This is a genomic window from Amycolatopsis sp. w19 (assembly GCF_051373225.1).
In the GTDB taxonomy this organism is placed as follows: domain Bacteria; phylum Actinomycetota; class Actinomycetes; order Mycobacteriales; family Pseudonocardiaceae; genus Amycolatopsis; species Amycolatopsis japonica.
The window spans coordinates 116,933-135,537 of the sequence record NZ_JBPQFM010000010.1 but is presented as its reverse complement, the minus strand read 5'-3'; the positions used below and the strand labels follow the sequence as shown (position 1 = coordinate 135,537).

The window sequence follows — 18,605 nt, the reverse complement described above, 5'->3', positions numbered from 1 at the left end:
CTTCCTTGCGCCTAGGTACAGGAAGGGGGCCTTCACGGACTTCAGCTGTCCGTCTCCCGGACCCACTTCAGCTTGACCTCGAAGTTCCCCTCCAGTCCCGTTTTCGCGATAACGGCGCCCGCTTGCGCGGTCAGCTTGACGCCGAACTTGAGTTCGACCTCGTCCGGTCCCCTGGTCATCGACCGGAAGGCGTCCAGTGCCGCCGCGGCCGCGTCCTTGACGTTCGCGAGTGCCGCTTCGAAGGACCCCTTGGTGTCCTCGATCAGGTCGTCACGCCGGGAGACCCGGGCGGTGCCGGGGACCGGGTCGATCTCGACGATCACCGAACCACCGCCTTCGAGCGGGAATCGTGCCAGGTCGTTCACCGATACTCCTCACTGTCCACAGGGGATTTCGAACCATTCGCCCTGCTGGATGCTTTCTCGGACGTCGTCGAGTTGTTTCAGCAGGATGTCCAGCCGGTCCCGGTTGCTCAGGTATTCCAGGACGGCCCGGTGGAACGCGCCGGTCATCGTCGCGGGCATCAGGTCCGAGGCGTCGAAGCACAGCGCGGACGCCGAAGTGATCGTGTCCGCGACCCTCCGGCTCACCTGATCCGGATAGACGTCGAGGCCGAGCTTCCGGTTGGCGGAAAAGGCGTTCGCGCGCGGGATCGACGGCCAGATCCGCTGTGCCTTCTCCGAAGCGAGGAACTCCATCAGCTTGCGCGCCTGCGGGGTGTCCTGGAACATCCCGGCGAGGTCCGCCGCGACCTCGGAGACGTCGCGGCCGGGGAAGGTGAGGAAGTCGAAATCGTTGCCCGGCTTGGGAAAGGTCCCGTCGGGGCGGTTGAAGTTCTGGTAGCGGCTCATGATGAACGACGCCTGGTGTTCGAGCGCGCAGCCCGGCGGGTCGGTGAACATGGCCTTGCCCGCGTCGCCGAAATCGGTCAGCAGCGCGGCCGCGGTACCGCCGCGGATCGCGGTGGGTTCGAGCACGGAACCCCAGTCCAGCCAAGCCTGTTCGACCTCGGGCGAGGTCCACGGCAACCCGCCGGACGCCCACTGCCGGTACTTCTCCGGCCCCGCCGAATGCAGCAGGATGTCTTCGATCCAGTCGGTTCCCGGCCAGCCCGAGGTGGGCGGGGCGCCCATCCCGACACACCAGGGCGTGCCGCCCGCCGCCGTCAGCCCTGCCGAATATTCGCGGAGCGCGGCGAACGTCGTCGGGCGGATCCCGGTCATCCGCGCCGGGTCGTACCAGATCAGGCTCTTGAGATCGGCCTTCACCGCGACCGCGTACAGCTTCTCGGTGCCGATTTTCTGCAGGGTGACCCACTGCGAGCTGAAAGACCGCGTCACGGCGGCGGAAAGGTCGTCGTCGAGCGGCAGCAGGTCGCCCGACTTCCGGTATTTCGCCAGCACTCCGGCGTTGGGCAGGACGGCCACGTCCGGCGGGGTACCGCGCTGGACGTCCGAAGCGAGCACCTGATCGACGGCCCGGGTGCCTTCGTAGAGGTAACCGATCCCGGTGTCGGCCTTGAACGCGTCCAGCACCTGGCGGAAGGCCGTTTCCTCGCCGCCGGTCCAGGACGCGAGGACGACGACCGGTTCGTCCTCCGCCGACGCCGAACAGCCGCCCGCGACCAGTGACAGCGCCGTCAGCACGGCGATCAGGCGCTTCACGGGCGATACCGGTATTCGTCGATCCGGGCGTGCAGCCCGAGCAGGACGAGTCCGCCCGCGAGCAGGGTGCCCGCCGGGATCAGGAACTCCCGTCCGCCGGATTCGGCCGCGGCGGAGGCGTCGGCCGCCACCGCCTTCGCGCCCGCCGTGGCCACCCGGGTGTTGTCCGTCGCCACCGTCGTGGACCCGCGTGCCCGTACCCGGAACTCGTCGACGGTCACCCCGCATCCCTGCCTTTCGTCGCAGTACCCGGTCAGCAGGTCGGCGAGCTCTCGCTGACCTGCGTCGTCGGCCGCCTGGATCTGTTGAGACCGCGCGGCGGCGACACCGTCGAGCCGCTCCCCGACCGAATCCAGCCTGTCGCGGCTGATCAGCGTGAGCACCAGGGCGACCCCGATGGCTGCGATCAGCACCGTCGCCGCGAGCAGCGGGAGGTTCGCCACGCGCCGGAAACGCTTCCGCAGGTACAGCTGGGTGAAGACCAGCAGCACCAGCAGGGCCAGCACCGGCAGCAGCCACAGCGGGAGCATCGCGAGGCTCATCCCGGTGTCCGCCAGCTGCCGGTCCAGCGCCTCACGTTGCCTGCCCTGCAACACTTCCAGCTCTTCCAGGACACCGCCCGAAGCGTGCAGCAGACGAGAGGCGTGCCAGAGATCGACCGCGCCCAGCACGGCGGCGTCCGGCTGGCGGAAGTGCACGTCGGCCTGTCCGATGGAGCCCGAGTAGGCCGCGACCTGGCTTTCGATCACTTGAAGCGCATTGCCGCCCGCTTCACCCGCCTGGTTGAACTCCGCGACCCGCGCGAGGCTCTGGCTCGCCAGCGCCAACTGGTTCGCGTACTCCTGCCCCGGCCCGGCGAGTTTCGCCTCACCGGAGGCGAAACTCGCGATCGCGGCGGCGTCGGCGGCCACCAGCGCGGCCCGCGCGGCGGTCACTTCGAGTACCGCCTGCGCGGTGCGGTCGCGGACGGTCTCCGCCGTGTTCTGGACGTTCTGGAACGCCCACAGCGAGACCACCAGTACCGCGAGGGTGAGCGCCAGCAACGCGGTGCGGAGCCGGACCAGCCGCACCCGGGTGGCCGTCACGAAACGACCTCGCCGAACGGTCTTCCGCAGCCGACGCAGAAGTTCGCCCCGGCGGGTGAGAGCGCGGGGCAGGCCGGGCAGGCGACCGGTGTTCCGTCGGGCATCGGCCGATCTTCCTGCGGAAGGGCGATTTCCGAAACCCTCGACGGGATGACGACGTGCAACGCGTGGCTGCGGGTCGCGTCCGGGCGCAGCCGCACCACGCCTTTCTCCGCGTCGACGATCTCCACGACCCCGGAGAGACGGCTGAGGGTCTCTTCGTCACCCGCGGCGGTGGCCAGGGCGACCGCGCGCCCCCAGTCCCGTTCGGCTCCGGCCCGGTCGCCTGCCGCGTAGGCGTCGCCGCCCGCGGTCAGCGCCTCGCCGAGGTCGGCCTGCGCGGCGTACTTCGAGACCATCGGGTGAATCAGCGTCGGCGGGATCGGATCGCGCGTCCACCGCCCCGCGATGGCCAGCGCGTCCTCCTCGACCGCGGCTCCCGGCACCGGGACGAGTTCCGTCCACGCCAGCTGGCGGTCCTGTCCGTGGCTCGGTTCGAGGTCCGGATCGAGATCCAGGATCAGCTGGTAGTCCCGCGTCTCGTCGCTCGCGAACGAACCGAGCGACAACTCCTGCTCGCGGACGCCGACCTCCCGGCACCGGTCGGTGAGGTCGTACTCGTCGGGGAACACCTGCTTGATCGACCGCAGCCTGCTGAACGGCATGGTGCCGATCCGGAGCCGGACCTCGGGCAGCACCTTCGTCATCGCGCTCTCGACCAGCTGCCGGAAATCGTCGGCGAGCTTGTCGTCCTCGACGACGGAATCGACGTTCCCGCGCAGGACCCGGCCGATCTGGGTGAGTTCGGCGGGCTCCCAGCCGTCGCCGATCCCCCTGGCGTCACAGACGAACCGGCCTTCGCAGCTGTTCAGCACGGTCATCAGATCGGCCCTGGTCTGGGAATCGTTGCGACCGTCGGTGAGGAGGATCGCGTGGCGGACGGCGTCGGGCACGCCGTCGAAGAGGTCGCGCGCCTTGGCCAGCCAGGCACCCATCGCGGTACCACCGACGGCCGCGAGATGCTCGACGGCGGCGCGTGCCTCCGCCCTGGTCCGGCCGGAAGCGGTCACCAGGCCGTCCTCGGCCGGGTAGATCATCTTCGCGCGATCGGTGCCCTGGATGACGGCGAACCGCACGCCGTCGGGGAGGACGTCGATGGCCGCCGCGGCCGCGCGCCGGGCCTCGCCGATCTTGGTGCTGGGAAAGCGCATCGAACTGGAGCAGTCGATCATCAGGACCTCGGCGGCCCTCCTGGCCGCGGACGCTTCACCGCCGCGGGAGACGACCCGGACGATCGCGGTCATCGCCCGGTCCCCCTCGGCCAGGAACTTGTTCTGGTGCACTTCGAGGCCCAGACCCGGCTCCCTCATCTCTCCCCTTTCACACCAAGGTCACCGGTCTCACCGAATTCGCGAGATCGATCAGCACGTCGTGCGCTTCCGGCGAGGGCGCGTGATGGGCGAGCCGCCGGTACGACCTGTCCAGCACGGTGCGGGCACCCGTCTCGTCCGCGCGCAGGATCTCGCCGTCGGTGATCCCGTCCTGCCCGAGCAGCACTCCCGCCAGCCCGGTCTCCCGCACCGCCGTCACGAGCCTGTCGAGAGCGTCGCCGTCAAGGTCCAACGCGGTAAGCCGGACGACGGCGTCGTCGAGTTCCGCGGATGCCGGGAGGTCACCCGTCTCCGGCATCGGCGCGGACAGCACCCGTACGCCGGCGATCCGCGCCGCCTCGTCGTAACGCGAGAATTCCGGGACCTGGTCGAGAATCCCGACGGCGGCGGCACGATCGCCTCGTGCCAAGCGGACCCGCGCGAGCCCGAACGCCGCACTGACCTGCGCCCGGTCCCGCACCCACAAGGCGTCGTAGTACCGCTCGGCGGCGGCCGCACCGTTGAGGTGCTCCTCGCAGAGCCCCAGTGCGAGTTTCGGCGGCTCCTCGCCGGGGATGTCGCGGTACACGGCGGTGAACTTCTCCTTGGCCGCGGCGAAATCGCCCTCGCCGAGCGCGAGCAGACCTCGATGCCACGCCACCCGCCAGTCGTGGGCGGCGCGCTCCCCGAGCAGCCGTTCGGCCTCCGCCACCGCCAGCGTGCCTTCGATGACGGCCCCGAGTTCCAGCTGCGCCCGGCACCGGCGGAATCCGACCTCCGGCGAACCGGTCATCTTGTCGAGTTTCTTCAGCAGCCGCGCCGCGTCGGGCGCGCGGACGGCACGGAGGAAGTTCGCCTGCGGGTCGTCCGGATCCTCACGCGGCACCGGCAGCCCGAGGGCGATCTCCTCGGCGGACGGCCGCGCGCCGAGCGAGACGGGCGCCCCGCGCGTCCAGTGCTCCAGCGGCGGTGCCTGACCGAGGCCCGCGTCGAGCAGCACCGCCCCTTCGGCGAACAACGTCGATGCGCCGGGCCGGTACTGCTTGTCCCGCAAGGAAAGGATCTCGTCGAGTACGCCGTCGAGCTGGACCAGCATTTCGCGCGCGGTCGCGAACCGCTGTTCGAACGGCGCGGTCGCCCGGTCGAGGACGCGGAGGAACGACTCGATGCCGAACCGGACACCGCGCGCGTCGGTGGTGACCGACCAGCCGTCGCTGGCCTGGAAGAGTTCCCGCAACGTCACGCCGACGGTGTGGATGTCGGACCGGACGGTGAGACCGTGGGTCGCCCGTTCCTTCGGGGTCACCTGATAGTGCTCGGTGCCGACGATCGGGCTTTCGTCGTCGTCGATCTTGCGGATGGCGCCGAAATCGATGAGCTTGATCCGCTTCTCGCCGTGGATCACGTTGTCCGGCTTCATGTCGCAGTACAGCAGGCCTTCGCCGTGCAGGTAGTCGAGCGCGGTCAGGATCTCGCGCCCGTACCCCACGACGTGCTCGACCAGCAGCCGTCCCTCGCCGGATTCCAGCCCGGCCCGGCGGCGGTTCTTGACCTCCCGCAGGGAAAGACCGTCGACGAACTCCATCACGATGTAGCGGAAGTCGTCGTGCTTGACGACGTCGAGGATCCGGACGATGTTCGGATGATCCAGCGCGGTGAGCACCTGGCTCTCGGTCTCCGCGATCCGGACGGCGGCGGTGTTGTTCGTGTTGATCAGGCCCTTGAGCGCGACGTACCGGTCGCCGAGCCCGGAATCCGTTGCCAGATAGACGAACCCGAGCCCGCCGCGCGCGACACAGCCGAGCACGTGGTAGCGGCCGTCGACCACGTCACCCGCCGCGAGCTTGGGCGAGAAGGAGAACGGCGTCCGGCAGACCGGGCAGAACCCTTCGGCGGGTGCCGGCCCGCCACCGACCGAGCGGCCGACCGGGGTGGCCGTGCACCCATGCTTGCCGCAGAACCGTTCCTCCTCCGGGACATGCGGCTCGGTGAGCAGGCGGCTCGCGACCTCCGGGAGTTCGACGACGGGCAGCGGGGCCCGATCGTCCGTGCCGGCGTGGCCCGCGATCTGCTGGGCACGGGTGGCCACCGTGCTGGTGATCCTGGTCTGCGCCTCACCGGGGCCGGGGATCACCAGGGTCGGTTTCCCCGGTGGCTCTTCCGGAGTGCCGGGCGGCAATCCGCAGATCTTGCAGAAGCCGGTCTTGCCCAGCACCCCCGGGCAGCCGTCCTGTCCGCAGGCCGTCATCCGTCGATCCGTTTCCGTACGGTGTCCGCGTAGCGCTCGACGGCGGCCGCCGCGGCCGTGAGGTCGCACGGTCCTTCGAAGAGCATCCGCCAGGCAGGGGCGTAGGCGGCATCCAGTTCGACGTCTTCGACGAGGCCGCCGTTACGGGCCATCTCCCCGTACGCGTCGAGCCGGGCGCGCAGTTCCGCGCGCCGGGCGAGGTTTTCGCCGAGGAGGCGGCGCAGGTCGCGAGCACGATCGACGGTCTTGGCCACGGCACGCTCACAGACCGGAAGCTGCCGTTTCACCCAATCCGTGTCACCGTCCCGCTCCGCCGAACGCAATTGCGTCAGCGCGCCGCGCAGCCGCCGCTCCTTCGGATGAACGTGCGGGGCATCGGAGAAGCGGGGCGCGTCGCTCGCATTGTCCTTCTCCAGCTTGGCGAGTTCACCCAACCGGGTTTCCAGGAGGGCGAGCCTGCCCTCGATGTCGTCCTCGTCCGCGGGCAGCACGTCCGTGCTCGACCGGACCACGCTCACTCCCGGCGAAGTCGCCTCGCGGAACGCCAGCGCGAGCCGCAGCCCGAGTTCGTGCGCGCGCTGGGCCAGCGGCACGAGCACCTCACCGACGAGCTCGTCGGGTTCGGCGGCCTCGTCGATCCCGTAGACGACGACGGTACGGGCGGAACCGTGACGGCCCGCGGGCGAATCCGCGGCGACGTCGAGCCGGTCGGAGATCCGGCGGCGCACCTCGTCGGCGGTCTTGCCGATCGCGTCGACGGCGAGCACGACACTGCCCACCGGCGGCACTGTCGGCCCCGTGTCGGTCCGGCCCGCACCGCGTTCGCGGTCGGCGAGGACGACGGCGCGCCGCAACGAGGCGGCGACGGCCGAATCGTCCTGCCCCATGATGATCACCCGGACGTCGGCCAGGCCGTGCCCTCCGAGCCATCGGGCGAAGTCACGCGCGAACCGTGGGTCGAGCTCGGGCGGCTCCGGGTACTGCACGAAACTCGGGTCGATCGCGGGGCTGCCTTCGGCCCAGCGGCGCAGTTCCGGCAGATAACCGAGCATGGTCTCGACCGGGATCATCCAGGAGACACGGGCGGCCTCGGTCGCGTACCGGGTCGCGACCATGCCGACGACGTGGCCGGTCTTGTCGGCGATCACCGCGGAACCGCTGAAACCGTGGGTGATCGGCTCGGCGTCGGGATGCCGGTGCAACTGGACGCGTTCGAGGCCGTGCCCGCCGTCGCCGACGACGGTCGCCAGCGACCACATTCCGTCCGAACCGGCCGGGAAGCCATACGCGCGAACGCGTTGGTGGTCTTCGAGAGCGGTCCGATGGAGCGGGGCGCCGGAGATCTGTTCCTCCGGGTCACGCAATCGGAGCAACGCGATGTCCCCGCCGTCGTCGCCGATGGGCGCCGCCTGCGCGACGATCGTGGCGATTCCGGGCTCAACACCGGGAAGCGCCACGAAATCCACCGCGACACCGTCGTGGCCTTCGATCACGTGAGCGCAGGTGAGGAGGTGTTCACCGTCGAGCATGGTCCCGGCGCCCAGGATCCGCCCACGATGATCGCGCAGCCGCACCCGCCAGCGTCTGCGCTCGGAAGTCACGCGAAAGACCCTACCGATCGTGAGTGGTAATGACGGTTAGAACCGTCATTACCACTCACGAGGCCTAATGCGCGGCGTCGTTCCAGGACCGCCCGTACCCGACGGAGACCTCGAGCGGGACCGCCAGCTCGTAGGCCGAACCCATTCCCTGGCGCACCAACGCTTCCAGCTGCTCCCGTTCGCCTTCGGCGACCTCGAGAACGAGCTCGTCGTGGACCTGCAGCAGCACGCGGCTCTTCAATTTCGCCTCGGTCAGCGCCTTGTGCACGTTGAGCATGGCGACCTTGATGATGTCGGCCGCGCTGCCCTGGATGGGCGCGTTGAGCGCCATCCGTTCGGCCATTTCCCGGCGCTGCCGGTTGTCGCTGTTGAGGTCGGGCAGATAGCGGCGGCGGCCGAAGATCGTCTCGGTGTAGCCGACCTTCGCCGCGTCGCCGACGACCGAATGGAGGTAATCGCGCACGCCGCCGAAGCGGGAGAAGTACGCCTCCATCTGCTCTTTGGCTTCTTCGGTGGAGATCCGCAGCTGCTGCGAAAGGCCGTACGCCGAAAGCCCGTACGCCAGGCCGTACGACATCGCCTTGACCCGGAACCGCAGCTCCGGCGTGATCTCCTCCGGCGGCAGCGAGAACGCGCGCGACGCCACGAAAGTGTGCAGATCCTCGCCGCTGTTGAAGGCCTGGATCAGGCCCTCGTCCTGCGAAAGGTGCGCCATGATCCGCATTTCGATCTGGCTGTAGTCCGCCGTCATCAGCTCGGCGTACCCGTCGCCGACGACGAACGCGTCGCGGATGCGCCGGCCTTCTTCGGTGCGGATCGGGATGTTCTGGAGGTTCGGGTCGACCGACGAGAGCCGTCCGGTGGCGGCGATCGTCTGCAGCAGCGTGGTGTGGATGCGGCCGTCGTCGGCGACCGACTTGATCAGGCCCTCGACCGTGGTGCGCAGGCGGGTCGCGTCCCGGTGCTCCAGCAGATGCTGCAGGAACGGGTGCTCGGTCTTCTCGAACAGGCTCTGCAGCGCCTCGGCGTCGGTGGTGTAGCCGGTCTTGGTGCGTTTGGTCTTCGGCATGCCGAGCTCGTCGAACAGGATGACCTGCAACTGCTTCGGCGAACCGAGGTTGACCTGCTTGCCGATGACCGCGTACGCCTCCTCCGCGGCCTGCGTCACCCGGCTGAGGTAATGCGCTTCCAGGTCCGTCAGGTGCTCGATGTCGACCGCGATACCCGCCGCTTCCAGCCCGGTGATCACCTGCAGCAACGGCAGTTCGAGCTCGGCGAGCAGCTGCGCGCCGCCCAGTTCTTCGAGCTCCTTGGTCAGCGCGCCGGCGAGCTCGGCGACCGCGCGGGCCTTGACCAGCTCGGCCTGGATCTCCTTCTGCTCCATGTCCTCGGCGCCGCCGTCGAGCAGCGAAAGCTGCCCGTCCCCGGTGTCCGCCTCGGACCGCAGCTCACGGTGCAGGTACCGCAGGGCGAGGTCGTCGAGTTCGAAGGTGCGCTGGCCGGGACGGACCAGGTACGCCGCGAGCACGGTGTCCATGACGAGCCCGGCGAACGTCCAGCCGCGTGCCTTGACGGCGTGCAGGGGGGCCTTGAGCTCGTGACCGATCTTCTGGATCTTCTCGTCGGCGAGCCAGGCCGTGAGCGCCTTGTCGTCCTCGGCGTCCATCGCGGTGACGTCGACGTACGCGCCTTCGCCGTCCGCGGCCGCGAAGGTGATGGCCTTCAGGTCCGAGCGGACCGAGGCACCGGTGGTGCGGAACGCCAGGCCGACCGGCTTGTCCGTGCCGGTGTGCGCGGACAGCCATTCGGTGAGGGCACCCGGCGCGAGCTTCGAACCGCTGACCTCGAAACCCTCCTCGGCCTCGGGCTCGGCGCTCTGCAGGGTGGCGAAGAGCCGGTCTCGCAGGACGCGGAACTCGAGCTCGTCGAACAGCGCGTGGACGGCCTCGCGGTCCCACGGGCGCAGCTCGAGCATCGTCGGGCCGAGCTCCAGCTCGACGTCGCGGATCAGCTCGGTGAGCTGACGGTTCAGCATCACCGCGCCGAGGTGCTCGCGCAGCGCGTCGCCGACCTTGCCCTTGACCTCGTCGACCCGGTCGATCAGCTCGTTGAAGGAGCCGAACTGCCGGATCCACTTCGCGGCCGTCTTCTCCCCCACGCCGGGGATGCTGGGCAGGTTGTCCGAGGGGTCGCCACGCAGCGCGGCGAAGTCCGGGTACTGCGCCGGCGTGAGGCCGTACTTCTCCTCGACCGCCGCCGGGGTGAACCGGGTCATCTCCGACACGCCGCGCTTCGGGTACAGCACGGTGACCTGGTCGGTCACCAGCTGGAGCGCGTCACGGTCGCCCGTACAGATGAGGACGTCGAAACCTTCGGCGGTCGCCTGTGTCGTGAGCGTGGCGATGATGTCGTCGGCTTCGTAGTTCTCCTTGGTCAGCGCCGGGATGCCGAGGACCCTGAGCACGTCCTCGACCAGCCCGACCTGGCCCTTGAACTCGTCCGGGGTGCTGCTGCGGTTGGCCTTGTACTCCGCGAACGTCTCCGACCGGAACGTCTTGCGGGAGAGGTCGAACGCCACCGCCAGATGGGTCGGCGCCTCGTCGCGCAGCAGGTTGATGAGCATCGAGGTGAACCCGAAGACCGCGTTCGTCGTCTGCCCGGTCTTCGTCTTGAAGTTCTCCGCGGGCAGCGCGAAGAAGGCGCGATACGCCATCGAATGGCCGTCGATCAGCAGCAGTTTGGGCCGCTCGGCCTGTGCGGTGGCGGGTGTGGCGTTGGCAACGGTCGTGTTCTCACTCGGGCTCACGGGAGCGAGTCTAGGGTGAGGGTCTGACAGTCCTACCTGTCGTGTCTGTTGCGGCCTGTCGGCGGAGCTGCTCAGACCCCCTTGGCGCAGGAACCCGCCTGGCCGAAGGCCCCGCGATCGGGGCGGCAGGGCGCCCTTGGGCAGGACGTGAGAAAAACTCGATAACGTGCGCCCTGGCGACGCGATCGTGGTCGCGGGTTCACGAATGTTTAAGGAGCTCTGTGTGACCGAACAAGCCCTCGAAACCTTCGCCGGGATCGACCCGGCCTTCGCCGGACAGCAGCTCAACGACAAACTCGGGCTCGAGATCAGCGAATTCGGTCCCGAACGCGTCGTGGGCAGCATCCCGGTAGAGGGCAACCTCCAGCCCTACGGCCTCCTCCACGGCGGTGCGAACGCCGTCGTCGCGGAGGCGCTCGGTTCGATGGTCTGCGCGCTCAACGCCGGCACCGACAAGGCGACGATGGGGCTCGAGCTTTCGTGCACGCACCACCGGGCGGTCCGTTCCGGGCGGGTGACCGGTGTCGCGACGCCGGTGCACGTCGGACGCGGGACCGTGACCGCCGAGATCGTGCTGACCGACGACCAGGGGCGCCGGTCGTGCACGGCGCGGCTGACCTGCGTGGTGCGGGAGCGGCCGCCGGGCGCCTGAGCGCGCCGGAAGTCCGTGAAGGCCCCCTTCATTGCGCCTAGGTACACGAAGGGGGCCTTCACGTACTTTGACAGACGTGGATCTCGACACTGCCCAGGTGCGCGCGTTCGTCGCGACCGCCGACCACGGCCATTTCGGTCGCGCGGCAGAATCCCTGTTCCTCACCCAGCAAGCTCTGTCGAAGCGGGTCCGCAAGCTCGAGGACGCCCTGTCGGTCCAGCTCTTCCGGCGCACCAACCGGTCCGTCGAGCTCACCGCCGACGGCGACCGTTTCCTCCCGCACGCGCGCGACCTGATCCGCGCGGCCGACGCCGCCGTCGCCGCGATGGGCCTGCAGGACCGCCCGCCCCGCCTCGACGTCATCGACCCGCGTCTCTCCCCGATGTACATGTTGCGCCGCATCGCCCAACGGGATCCGGCGCTGGCGGTCGAGCGCGTCGCCGGACGCGGGCTGGCCAACGCCCTCGACCCGCTGGTCCGCGGCGAGATCGACCTCGCGTTCGGCCGCGTCGCGGACCTCGGCCGCGACGTGCCCGCCGAACTCGAACACCGGCTCGTCCGGCTCGAACCGCTGGTCGCCCTTCTCGCGCCGGAACACCCGCTCGCGGACAACGATGTCCTGAAATTGTCCGATCTCCGGCACGAGGGCATCTGGATTCCGCAATTGGGCGGCCCGGTCGAATGGCTTTCTTATTTGCAACGCCTATGCAAAGAATTCGACGTCCCGATCGACGACTCCGGGGTCAGCTACGACCTCCGGCACACACTGGAACAGACGCGCTACGGAAAGCAGCGGGTCACTCTCGCCGGCGCCGACATGGACCTCGCGTCCGACCTGAATCTGCGAGTCCTGCCGTTCGAGCCGTCGCCGCTGTTCCCGTGGTCGGTGGTGTGGCGCCGCGGCGAAGGCCCGGCCCTGCGGCGCCTGCTGGCGCTCGCGGGCCGGACCAGCCACGAAGAAGGTTGGTGCGCCTACGATCCCGGCCGATCGTGGCTGCCGGACGACGACCTCAAACAGCTAGGTGCCGGGCGAACCAGCGCGTGAGCTCGGCGTCGACCAGCTTCGCGTGTCCGGTCTGCGGAGCGGGTTCGAGGCCAGGGGCCTCGGCGAATTCGTGCGCCATCCCCGGGATCGTGACGAGCTCGGATCGCCGCTCCCCCAGCGCCTTGTGCAGGGCTTCGGCCGGTTCGGTGATCGAGACGTCGTCCTCCTCGCCGATGACGAGCAGGATCGGCGCGGTCAGTTCGTCAGCCCGCCGCACGTAGTCGTACTCGTTCGCGACCGCGCGGGACCGGTCCGACCAGGGATAGGTGACGTCGTAGACCCGCTCGTTCGCCGCGATCACCGGCGCCAGCTGGGTCACCGGGTTCACCAGCGCGGCGGCCGCCACGTCGATCTCGGCGTGGGTCAGCATCTGCAGCGCGACCCCGCCGCCCTGCGAACCGCCGGCCAGCCCGACCGGACCGTCCTCAATGGACAAGCGGGAGCGCAGTTCCGCCACCGCCGCCGGGAACTCCGCCTCGACCTGCCTGGTGAGCGGTTCGACGACGTTGAGCACGTTGTCCTCGCTCGCCAGCCGGAAGAAGCCCTCGAAACCGCCTTCGGGGAACCGTTTCCCGGTCAGCGGCAACCCGAGGTGTACCCGCCACGCGTGCAGGTCCCGCATCGGCAGCGCCGCCGCCATGGCGGCCTCGCTGAACGGCGCGCCCAGCAGATGCCAGGTCAGCACCAACGGTGCCGGACGCCCGCCGTCCGACGGCGGCAACGCCACGAACGGAACTCCTGCCGCCACGCCTTCGATCGCTTCGGTACTCATCGTCATGGGAACAGCTAATCGCGAGGTCAGGGCCGAGATCCAACAGCCGTTCGGACCGCCGTGACAACCATCGGTTGTCATGGTGCCGAAGGAAGAGGGGGCACCGTTGACGCCCTTTGGGGCAGCATTGCTACGACGAACGGCCGCCCTCGAAGGAGCTGAAAAAGCGCAAGATACGCGGCCGAAACAGGATCATTACCCACGAGCATGATCGACGTGGTAGCGGTGAATCCCCAGCGTGACCAGCGAAGACTCGCCAACCGGCAACATTCGCCTTTTCGTGCAATTCGTTCTGGTTTCGACCGTCACGATGTGGACACAGAGTGATGGGCGTCTGGGCAGATCATGGCGTAGGGGGATATCTTCCTGCCCTAACCTAGCCCCTGTGTCGGGGGCAACGCCTACCGGCGGCTGGTTGGTCATGGGAGGTAGTCGGTGTCAGGAGTGCGTTTTGGACGGGTTTTCGCCGTCGCGGCGGCTGCGTCGCTGGCGCTGGCGGGCTGTGCCGGCGGCAGCAGCTCGTCCGGCAGCGGTGACAGCAGCACGCTGAAGATCGGGTTCATGGGTGACCTCACCGGTGAGAACTCCGGGATCGTGATCCCGCCCCGCAACGGCGCCAAGCTCGCTATCGACGAGTACAACAAGACGAACCCGGCGACGAAGCTGGAGCTCAAGGAATACGACAGCCAGGGCAAGCCCGAGCAGGCGACGTCGCTGATCACGACCGCCGTCGGCCAGGACAAGATCACCGCCCTGATCGGCCCGGCCTTCTCCGGTGAGTCGAAGGCCATCGGTGGTCAGCTGGAGCAGAACAAGATCCCGAGTGTCTCGCCCTCGGCGACGGGCCCGGGCCTGGCGGCCAACGGCTGGAAGTACTGGCACCGTGTCGTCGCGAACGACAACGACCAGGGCCCGGCCATCGCCAACTTCCTCATCACGGCGAAGTCGCCGAAGAAGGCCTACGTCATCTCGGACGACCAGGAATACAGCGTCGGCCTCGCGGACGCCTTCGAGAAGACCTTCAAGGAGAAGAACGTCCCGGTCGACCGCGACAAGTTCGCCAAGGACGCGTCGGACTACTCCTCGACCGTGCAGAAGGTCAAGGCCGCCAACCCGGACGTCATCCTCTTCGGTGGCTACTACGCCCAGGGCAGCCGTCTGCTCAAGCAGCTGCGTGACAGCCAGGTTTCCGCCACCTTCGCCACCGGCGACGGTTCGCTCGACGCCCAGCTCGTGAGCGGCGCGGGTGCCGCGGCCGCGGAGAAGGCCGTCATCGGCTGCCCCTGCAACATCAAGGACGCCGGTACGGGCGACGAGTTCGTCACCAAGTACAAGGCCGCGTACAACGTCGACCCGGCGATCTACGCGACCGAGGGCTACGACGCGGCGACCGCCATCATCAACGCGGTCAAGGCGGGCAACACCACTTCGGAGAAGATCAACGAGTTCCTGAAGACGATCGACTTCAAGGGTGTCTCGAAGCAGATCAAGTTCAAGGAGAACGGCGAGCCGCAGACGAACGCGATCTACGTCTACCAGGTCACCGGTGGCGTCATCAAGAACCTCGGCGCCTCGACCGAAGCCAAGCTCAACGGCTGACGGAGCAGGTACGAACACCTAACGGAAGCGGGGGCGCTGTGCGAGCACAGCACCCCCGCTTCCCGCAAATGTGGCGAAAGAATCCGCCCCGTCCCGTAAGGCATCCACGTCATGCTTCAAGATCTGCAAGCCCAGTTCCTCGGTAGCACCATCGGCGGACTGGTCGCCGGAAGCATCTACGCCCTCATCGCCCTCGGCTACACAATGGTCTACGGCGTGCTCCGGCTCATCAACTTCGCACATTCCGAGATCTTCATGATCGGGACGATCACGTCCCTGTTCGTCCTGATCAGCATCGCGGGCGGCACCGCCCCGATCACGCTCGGCGTGTTCGGGATGATCGCCGTACTGCTGCTGATCATCATCGCTTCGGCCGCCGTATCGGGCGGCGCGGCGGTGTTGCTGGAGCAAGTGGCCTACCGGCCGCTCCGCAAGAAGGGCGCGACCCGGCTGGCCGCCCTGATCTCCGCCATCGGCGCCTCGCTGTTCCTGCAGGAGCTGTTCGGCCTCGAGATCATCGAATGGATCACGGGCAAATCCGGCCGTGTGCAACAGAACGCGCCGCGGTTCATCCCGCACGAGGACCTCTTCCGCATCGGCAACGGCGTGGTCCGCACGGACCACGTGTTCGTCATCGTCGGTGCCGTGATCATGATGGTCGTCCTCGACCAGCTGGTCAGCCGCACCCGCATCGGCCGCGGTATCCGTGCCACCGCACAGGATCCCGAAGCCGCCGTGCTGATGGGTGTCAGCATCGACAAGATCGTGCGCCTCACGTTCCTGCTCGGTGGCGCGATGGCCGGTGTGGCCGCCGCGCTGTACGTCATGGAGTACGAAAACACCGATTACCGCATCGGGTTCCTCCTCGGTATCAAGGCGTTCACCGCGGCCGTGCTGGGAGGTATCGGCAACCTGCGCGGCGCGCTGCTCGGTGGCATCGTGCTCGGCTTGGTGGAGAACTGGAGTTCCATCTTCTTCGGTTCGGAATGGAAGGACGTCACCGCCTTCGTGGTGCTGGTGCTGGTCCTGATGTTCCGGCCCACCGGCATCCTCGGTGAATCGCTGCAGCGGGCACGCGCATGAAGGGCAACGAACAAGTGGCTGAAAAGTCCTCAGAGAACGGAAAGCCCGCGCGCGCCGGGTTCCACCCCATCGACGGTATGCGGGATTGGTGGGCACGCGCCCCACATTGGCAACGTTATGGCGTTTACCTGGCCTTGATAGCGGGCGCGTTGATCCTGCCCGCGCCCGCCATCGGGTCGTTCATGTCCCCGGACTCGGACTGGACGAGCGTCCTGATCTTCCCGATCGGGATCTACATCCTGCTGGCGATCGGCCTCAACATCGTGGTCGGCCACGCGGGCATGCTCGACCTCGGTTTCGTCGCGTTCTTCGCGATCGGCGCCTACACCCTCGCGACCATGGGCGTGAACTACGGCTGGCTCGTCTGGCCGACCTTGCTGGTCGGTATCTTCCTCGCCGCGATTTCAGGAGTCATCCTCGGTGCTCCGACGCTCCGGCTTCGCGGTGACTACCTGGCGATCGTCACGCTCGGCTTCGGTGAGATCGTCCGGATCACCGCGAACAACACCGACGCCATCGGCGGCGCCCGCGGTATCACCAACATCCCGCACCCGGAGCCGCTGTTCGGCACCGAGTTCCTGCTGGACGCGGCACCGTACTACTACCTGATTCTGGCCGCGATCGTGATCGCGATCGTCTTCTCGGTTCGCTTGCAGAAGAGCCGCGTCGGGCGTGCGTGGGCCGCGATCCGCGAAGACGAGGACGCCGCCGAACTGATGGGCGTCCCGACGTTCAAGTTCAAGCTGTTGGCGTTCGCCATCGGCGCCATGATCGGCGGGTTCGCCGGCGGAATCCACGCCAGCAAGGCCGTCTTCATCGCGCCGGAGAACTTCCCGTTCATCCTCTCGGCGACCATTCTCGCGGCCGTCGTGCTCGGTGGCGCGGGGAATCTGCCCGGCGTGATCCTCGGCGCCTTCCTCGTCGCCTGGCTCCCGGAGCGGTTCCGGTTCCTTCTGGAGTACCGGATCCTGATCTTCGGTGGCGTGCTGGTGCTGATGATGGCGCTGCGGCCGGAGGGTCTGCTGCCGTCGCGGCAGCGCAAGGCGGAACTACGAGAAGGAACGGGCGGGATGGGTGCCATGGGCGCCGAAGTCGCGGGTCCGGATTCCGAGGCTTCGGCGGAGGTGACGAAATGAGCGCACTGCTCACATTCGACAACGTGACGATGCGCTTCGGCGGCGTCACGGCCTTGAAGGAAGTCAACCTCACCATCGACCAGGGTGAGATCTTCGCGCTCATCGGCCCGAACGGCGCCGGGAAGACCACGGTCTTCAACGTGATCACCGGTGTCTACAAGCCGACCGAAGGCCAGGTGCGTTTCGGCGACACCCGGGTCGACGGGATGAAGCGGTTCAAGGTCAACCAGGCCGGGATCGCCAGGACGTTCCAGAACATCCGGCTGTTCCACAACATGTCGGCGCTCGAGAACGTGATGGTCGGTGCGGACTCGCACCACAAGACCGGCGCGGTCTCGGCGACGCTGGGCCTGCCCGTCCACCGCAAGGAGGAGAAGCGGGGCCGCGAGGTGGCGAGGGACCTGCTGGACTTCGTCGGCATCGGCCGGGTGGAGCACAACACCGCGAAGAACCTCTCCTACGGCGACCAGCGTCGTCTGGAGATCGCGCGCGCGCTCGCGACCGACCCGAAGCTGCTGCTGCTCGACGAGCCCGCCGCCGGCATGAACCCGGCGGAGAAGAACTCGCTGCAGGAACTGATCCGCAAGATCCGCGACGACGGCCGCACCGTGCTGCTCATCGAGCACGACATGGGCCTGGTCATGCAGATCGCCGACCGGCTGGCCGTGCTCGACTTCGGCCAGAAGATCGCAGAAGGGCTCCCCCACGAGGTGCAGAACAACCAGAAGGTGATCGAGGCTTACCTGGGGGTGGCGGAAGATGCTTCTTGAGGTTCAGGACATCAACGTCCACTACGGGAAGATCGCCGCGCTCAAGGGAATGAGCATCGAGGTCGGCGAGGGCGAGATCGTTTCGCTCATCGGGGCCAACGGTGCCGGCAAGACCACGACGCTGAAGACGATTTCGGGCCTGCGTCCGCTGACCAGCGGCCGGATCCTCTTCGACGGCAAGGACATCTCGAAGACGCCCGGCCACAAACGGGTCGAGCTCGGGATCGGCCAGTCACCGGAAGGCCGGGGTGTGTTCCCCGGCATGACGGTGCAGGAGAACCTCCTGATGGGTGCCTACACCCGCAAGGACGATCTGAAGGCCGACCTCGCCGAGGTCTACGAGCTGTTCCCGCGGCTGAACGAGCGCAAGACCCAGTTCGGCGGCACGATGTCCGGTGGCGAGCAGCAGATGATCGCCATCGGCCGCGCGCTGATGACCAAGCCCAAGGTGCTGCTGCTCGACGAGCCGTCCATGGGCCTGGCGCCGATGCTGATCGCGCAGATCTTCGACATCATCCGTGAGATCAACAAGCGCGGGACCACGGTCCTGCTCGTGGAGCAGAACGCGCAGCAGGCGCTGAAGCTCTCCGACCGCGCGTACGTGCTGGAGACCGGTGAAGTGGTCAAGAGCGCCCGCGGCGCCGAGCTGCTGGACGACCCGCAGGTGCGGGCCGCCTACCTCGGTGGCGACCTGGGCGTCTGACGCCTTTTCGAGGAGGGCCCCGTCGCTTCCGC

15 protein-coding genes are annotated in these 18,605 nt (G+C 68.1%); 7 read left to right on the top strand and 8 right to left on the bottom strand.

Annotated elements, in window-relative coordinates; all coding sequences use genetic code 11:
* Window positions 1-41 precede the first annotated feature (41 nt).
* The 7 genes from ACSMFO_RS21150 to polA all read right to left on the bottom strand — a co-directional run bounded on the left by ACSMFO_RS21150 (window position 42) and on the right by polA (window position 10,813).
* Complete coding sequence (locus ACSMFO_RS21150; RefSeq protein WP_436460195.1) at window positions 42-365, bottom strand: CU044_2847 family protein; 324 nt, start codon at window positions 363-365, stop codon at window positions 42-44.
* A gap of 9 nt (window positions 366-374) precedes the next feature.
* Complete coding sequence (locus ACSMFO_RS21145; protein WP_436460194.1) at window positions 375-1,664, bottom strand: ABC transporter substrate-binding protein; 1,290 nt, start codon at window positions 1,662-1,664, stop codon at window positions 375-377.
* The gene (locus tag ACSMFO_RS21140) at window positions 1,661-2,749 is read right to left on the bottom strand and encodes a hypothetical protein (RefSeq protein WP_436460193.1); all 1,089 of its coding nucleotides are present in this window, start codon (window positions 2,747-2,749) and stop codon (window positions 1,661-1,663) included. Before ACSMFO_RS21140 ends, ACSMFO_RS21145 begins: the two co-directional genes overlap by 4 nt.
* On the bottom strand, window positions 2,746-4,158 hold the full coding sequence (locus ACSMFO_RS21135; RefSeq protein WP_436460192.1) for a VWA domain-containing protein: 1,413 nt from the start codon (window positions 4,156-4,158) through the stop codon (window positions 2,746-2,748). The genes ACSMFO_RS21140 and ACSMFO_RS21135 overlap by 4 nt, the downstream gene beginning before the upstream one ends.
* Before the next feature lie 10 nt (window positions 4,159-4,168).
* On the bottom strand, window positions 4,169-6,406 hold the full coding sequence (locus tag ACSMFO_RS21130; RefSeq protein WP_436460191.1) for a tetratricopeptide repeat protein: 2,238 nt from the start codon (window positions 6,404-6,406) through the stop codon (window positions 4,169-4,171).
* Complete coding sequence (locus ACSMFO_RS21125; RefSeq protein WP_436460190.1) at window positions 6,403-8,007, bottom strand: S1 family peptidase; 1,605 nt, start codon at window positions 8,005-8,007, stop codon at window positions 6,403-6,405. The genes ACSMFO_RS21130 and ACSMFO_RS21125 overlap by 4 nt, the downstream gene beginning before the upstream one ends.
* Window positions 8,008-8,071: 64 nt before the next feature.
* Window positions 8,072-10,813, bottom strand: a complete 2,742-nt coding sequence (polA, locus tag ACSMFO_RS21120; protein WP_038511295.1) for a DNA polymerase I — start codon at window positions 10,811-10,813, stop codon at window positions 8,072-8,074.
* 223 nt (window positions 10,814-11,036) lie between these two features.
* Here polA and ACSMFO_RS21115 point away from each other — a divergent pair, with 223 nt between their 5' ends.
* Both ACSMFO_RS21115 and ACSMFO_RS21110 read left to right on the top strand, forming a co-directional pair.
* A complete protein-coding gene (locus ACSMFO_RS21115; RefSeq protein WP_037345470.1) occupies window positions 11,037-11,465 on the top strand; it encodes a PaaI family thioesterase in 429 nt (142 codons plus the stop codon).
* Window positions 11,466-11,541: 76 nt separating this feature from the next.
* On the top strand, window positions 11,542-12,510 hold the full coding sequence (locus tag ACSMFO_RS21110) for a LysR family transcriptional regulator (RefSeq protein ID WP_436460189.1): 969 nt from the start codon (window positions 11,542-11,544) through the stop codon (window positions 12,508-12,510).
* Here the strand turns inward: ACSMFO_RS21110 and ACSMFO_RS21105 are convergent.
* On the bottom strand, window positions 12,476-13,288 hold the full coding sequence (locus ACSMFO_RS21105) for an alpha/beta hydrolase family protein (protein WP_436460188.1): 813 nt from the start codon (window positions 13,286-13,288) through the stop codon (window positions 12,476-12,478). The two genes, ACSMFO_RS21110 and ACSMFO_RS21105, sit on opposite strands and share 35 nt — an antisense overlap.
* 438 nt (window positions 13,289-13,726) lie before the next feature.
* On the opposite strand from ACSMFO_RS21105, the gene ACSMFO_RS21100 reads away from it, so the two are divergent.
* The 5 genes from ACSMFO_RS21100 (at window position 13,727) to ACSMFO_RS21080 (ending at window position 18,573) form a co-directional block, all read left to right on the top strand.
* The gene (locus tag ACSMFO_RS21100) at window positions 13,727-14,881 is read left to right on the top strand and encodes a branched-chain amino acid ABC transporter substrate-binding protein (protein ID WP_436460272.1); all 1,155 of its coding nucleotides are present in this window, start codon (window positions 13,727-13,729) and stop codon (window positions 14,879-14,881) included.
* A gap of 111 nt (window positions 14,882-14,992) precedes the next feature.
* Complete coding sequence (locus ACSMFO_RS21095; RefSeq protein ID WP_436460187.1) at window positions 14,993-15,964, top strand: branched-chain amino acid ABC transporter permease; 972 nt, start codon at window positions 14,993-14,995, stop codon at window positions 15,962-15,964.
* Window positions 15,961-17,100, top strand: coding sequence for a branched-chain amino acid ABC transporter permease (locus ACSMFO_RS21090; protein ID WP_436460186.1), 1,140 nt, complete (start codon window positions 15,961-15,963; stop codon window positions 17,098-17,100). The genes ACSMFO_RS21095 and ACSMFO_RS21090 overlap by 4 nt, the downstream gene beginning before the upstream one ends.
* Window positions 17,097-17,870 (top strand): ABC transporter ATP-binding protein, encoded by a 774-nt coding sequence (locus tag ACSMFO_RS21085; RefSeq protein ID WP_436460185.1) that lies wholly within the window; start codon window positions 17,097-17,099, stop codon window positions 17,868-17,870. Before ACSMFO_RS21090 ends, ACSMFO_RS21085 begins: the two co-directional genes overlap by 4 nt.
* On the top strand, window positions 17,860-18,573 hold the full coding sequence (locus tag ACSMFO_RS21080) for an ABC transporter ATP-binding protein (RefSeq protein ID WP_038511275.1): 714 nt from the start codon (window positions 17,860-17,862) through the stop codon (window positions 18,571-18,573). The genes ACSMFO_RS21085 and ACSMFO_RS21080 overlap by 11 nt, the downstream gene beginning before the upstream one ends.
* Window positions 18,574-18,605: the final 32 nt, after the last annotated feature.

Bases quoted from the DNA above. Each gene is read 5' to 3' on its own strand.
- ACSMFO_RS21135 (WP_436460192.1), bottom strand. From the start codon at position 4,158: ATGAGGGAGCCGGGTCTGGGCCTCGAAGTGCACCAGAACAAGTTCCTG.
- ACSMFO_RS21130 (WP_436460191.1), bottom strand. From the start codon at position 6,406: ATGACGGCCTGCGGACAGGACGGCTGCCCGGGGGTGCTGGGCAAGACC.
- ACSMFO_RS21105 (WP_436460188.1), bottom strand. From the start codon at position 13,288: ATGACGATGAGTACCGAAGCGATCGAAGGCGTGGCGGCAGGAGTTCCG.
- ACSMFO_RS21095 (WP_436460187.1), top strand. From the start codon at position 14,993: ATGCTTCAAGATCTGCAAGCCCAGTTCCTCGGTAGCACCATCGGCGGA.
- ACSMFO_RS21090 (WP_436460186.1), top strand. From the start codon at position 15,961: ATGAAGGGCAACGAACAAGTGGCTGAAAAGTCCTCAGAGAACGGAAAG.
- ACSMFO_RS21085 (WP_436460185.1), top strand. From the start codon at position 17,097: ATGAGCGCACTGCTCACATTCGACAACGTGACGATGCGCTTCGGCGGC.
- ACSMFO_RS21080 (WP_038511275.1), top strand. From the start codon at position 17,860: ATGCTTCTTGAGGTTCAGGACATCAACGTCCACTACGGGAAGATCGCC.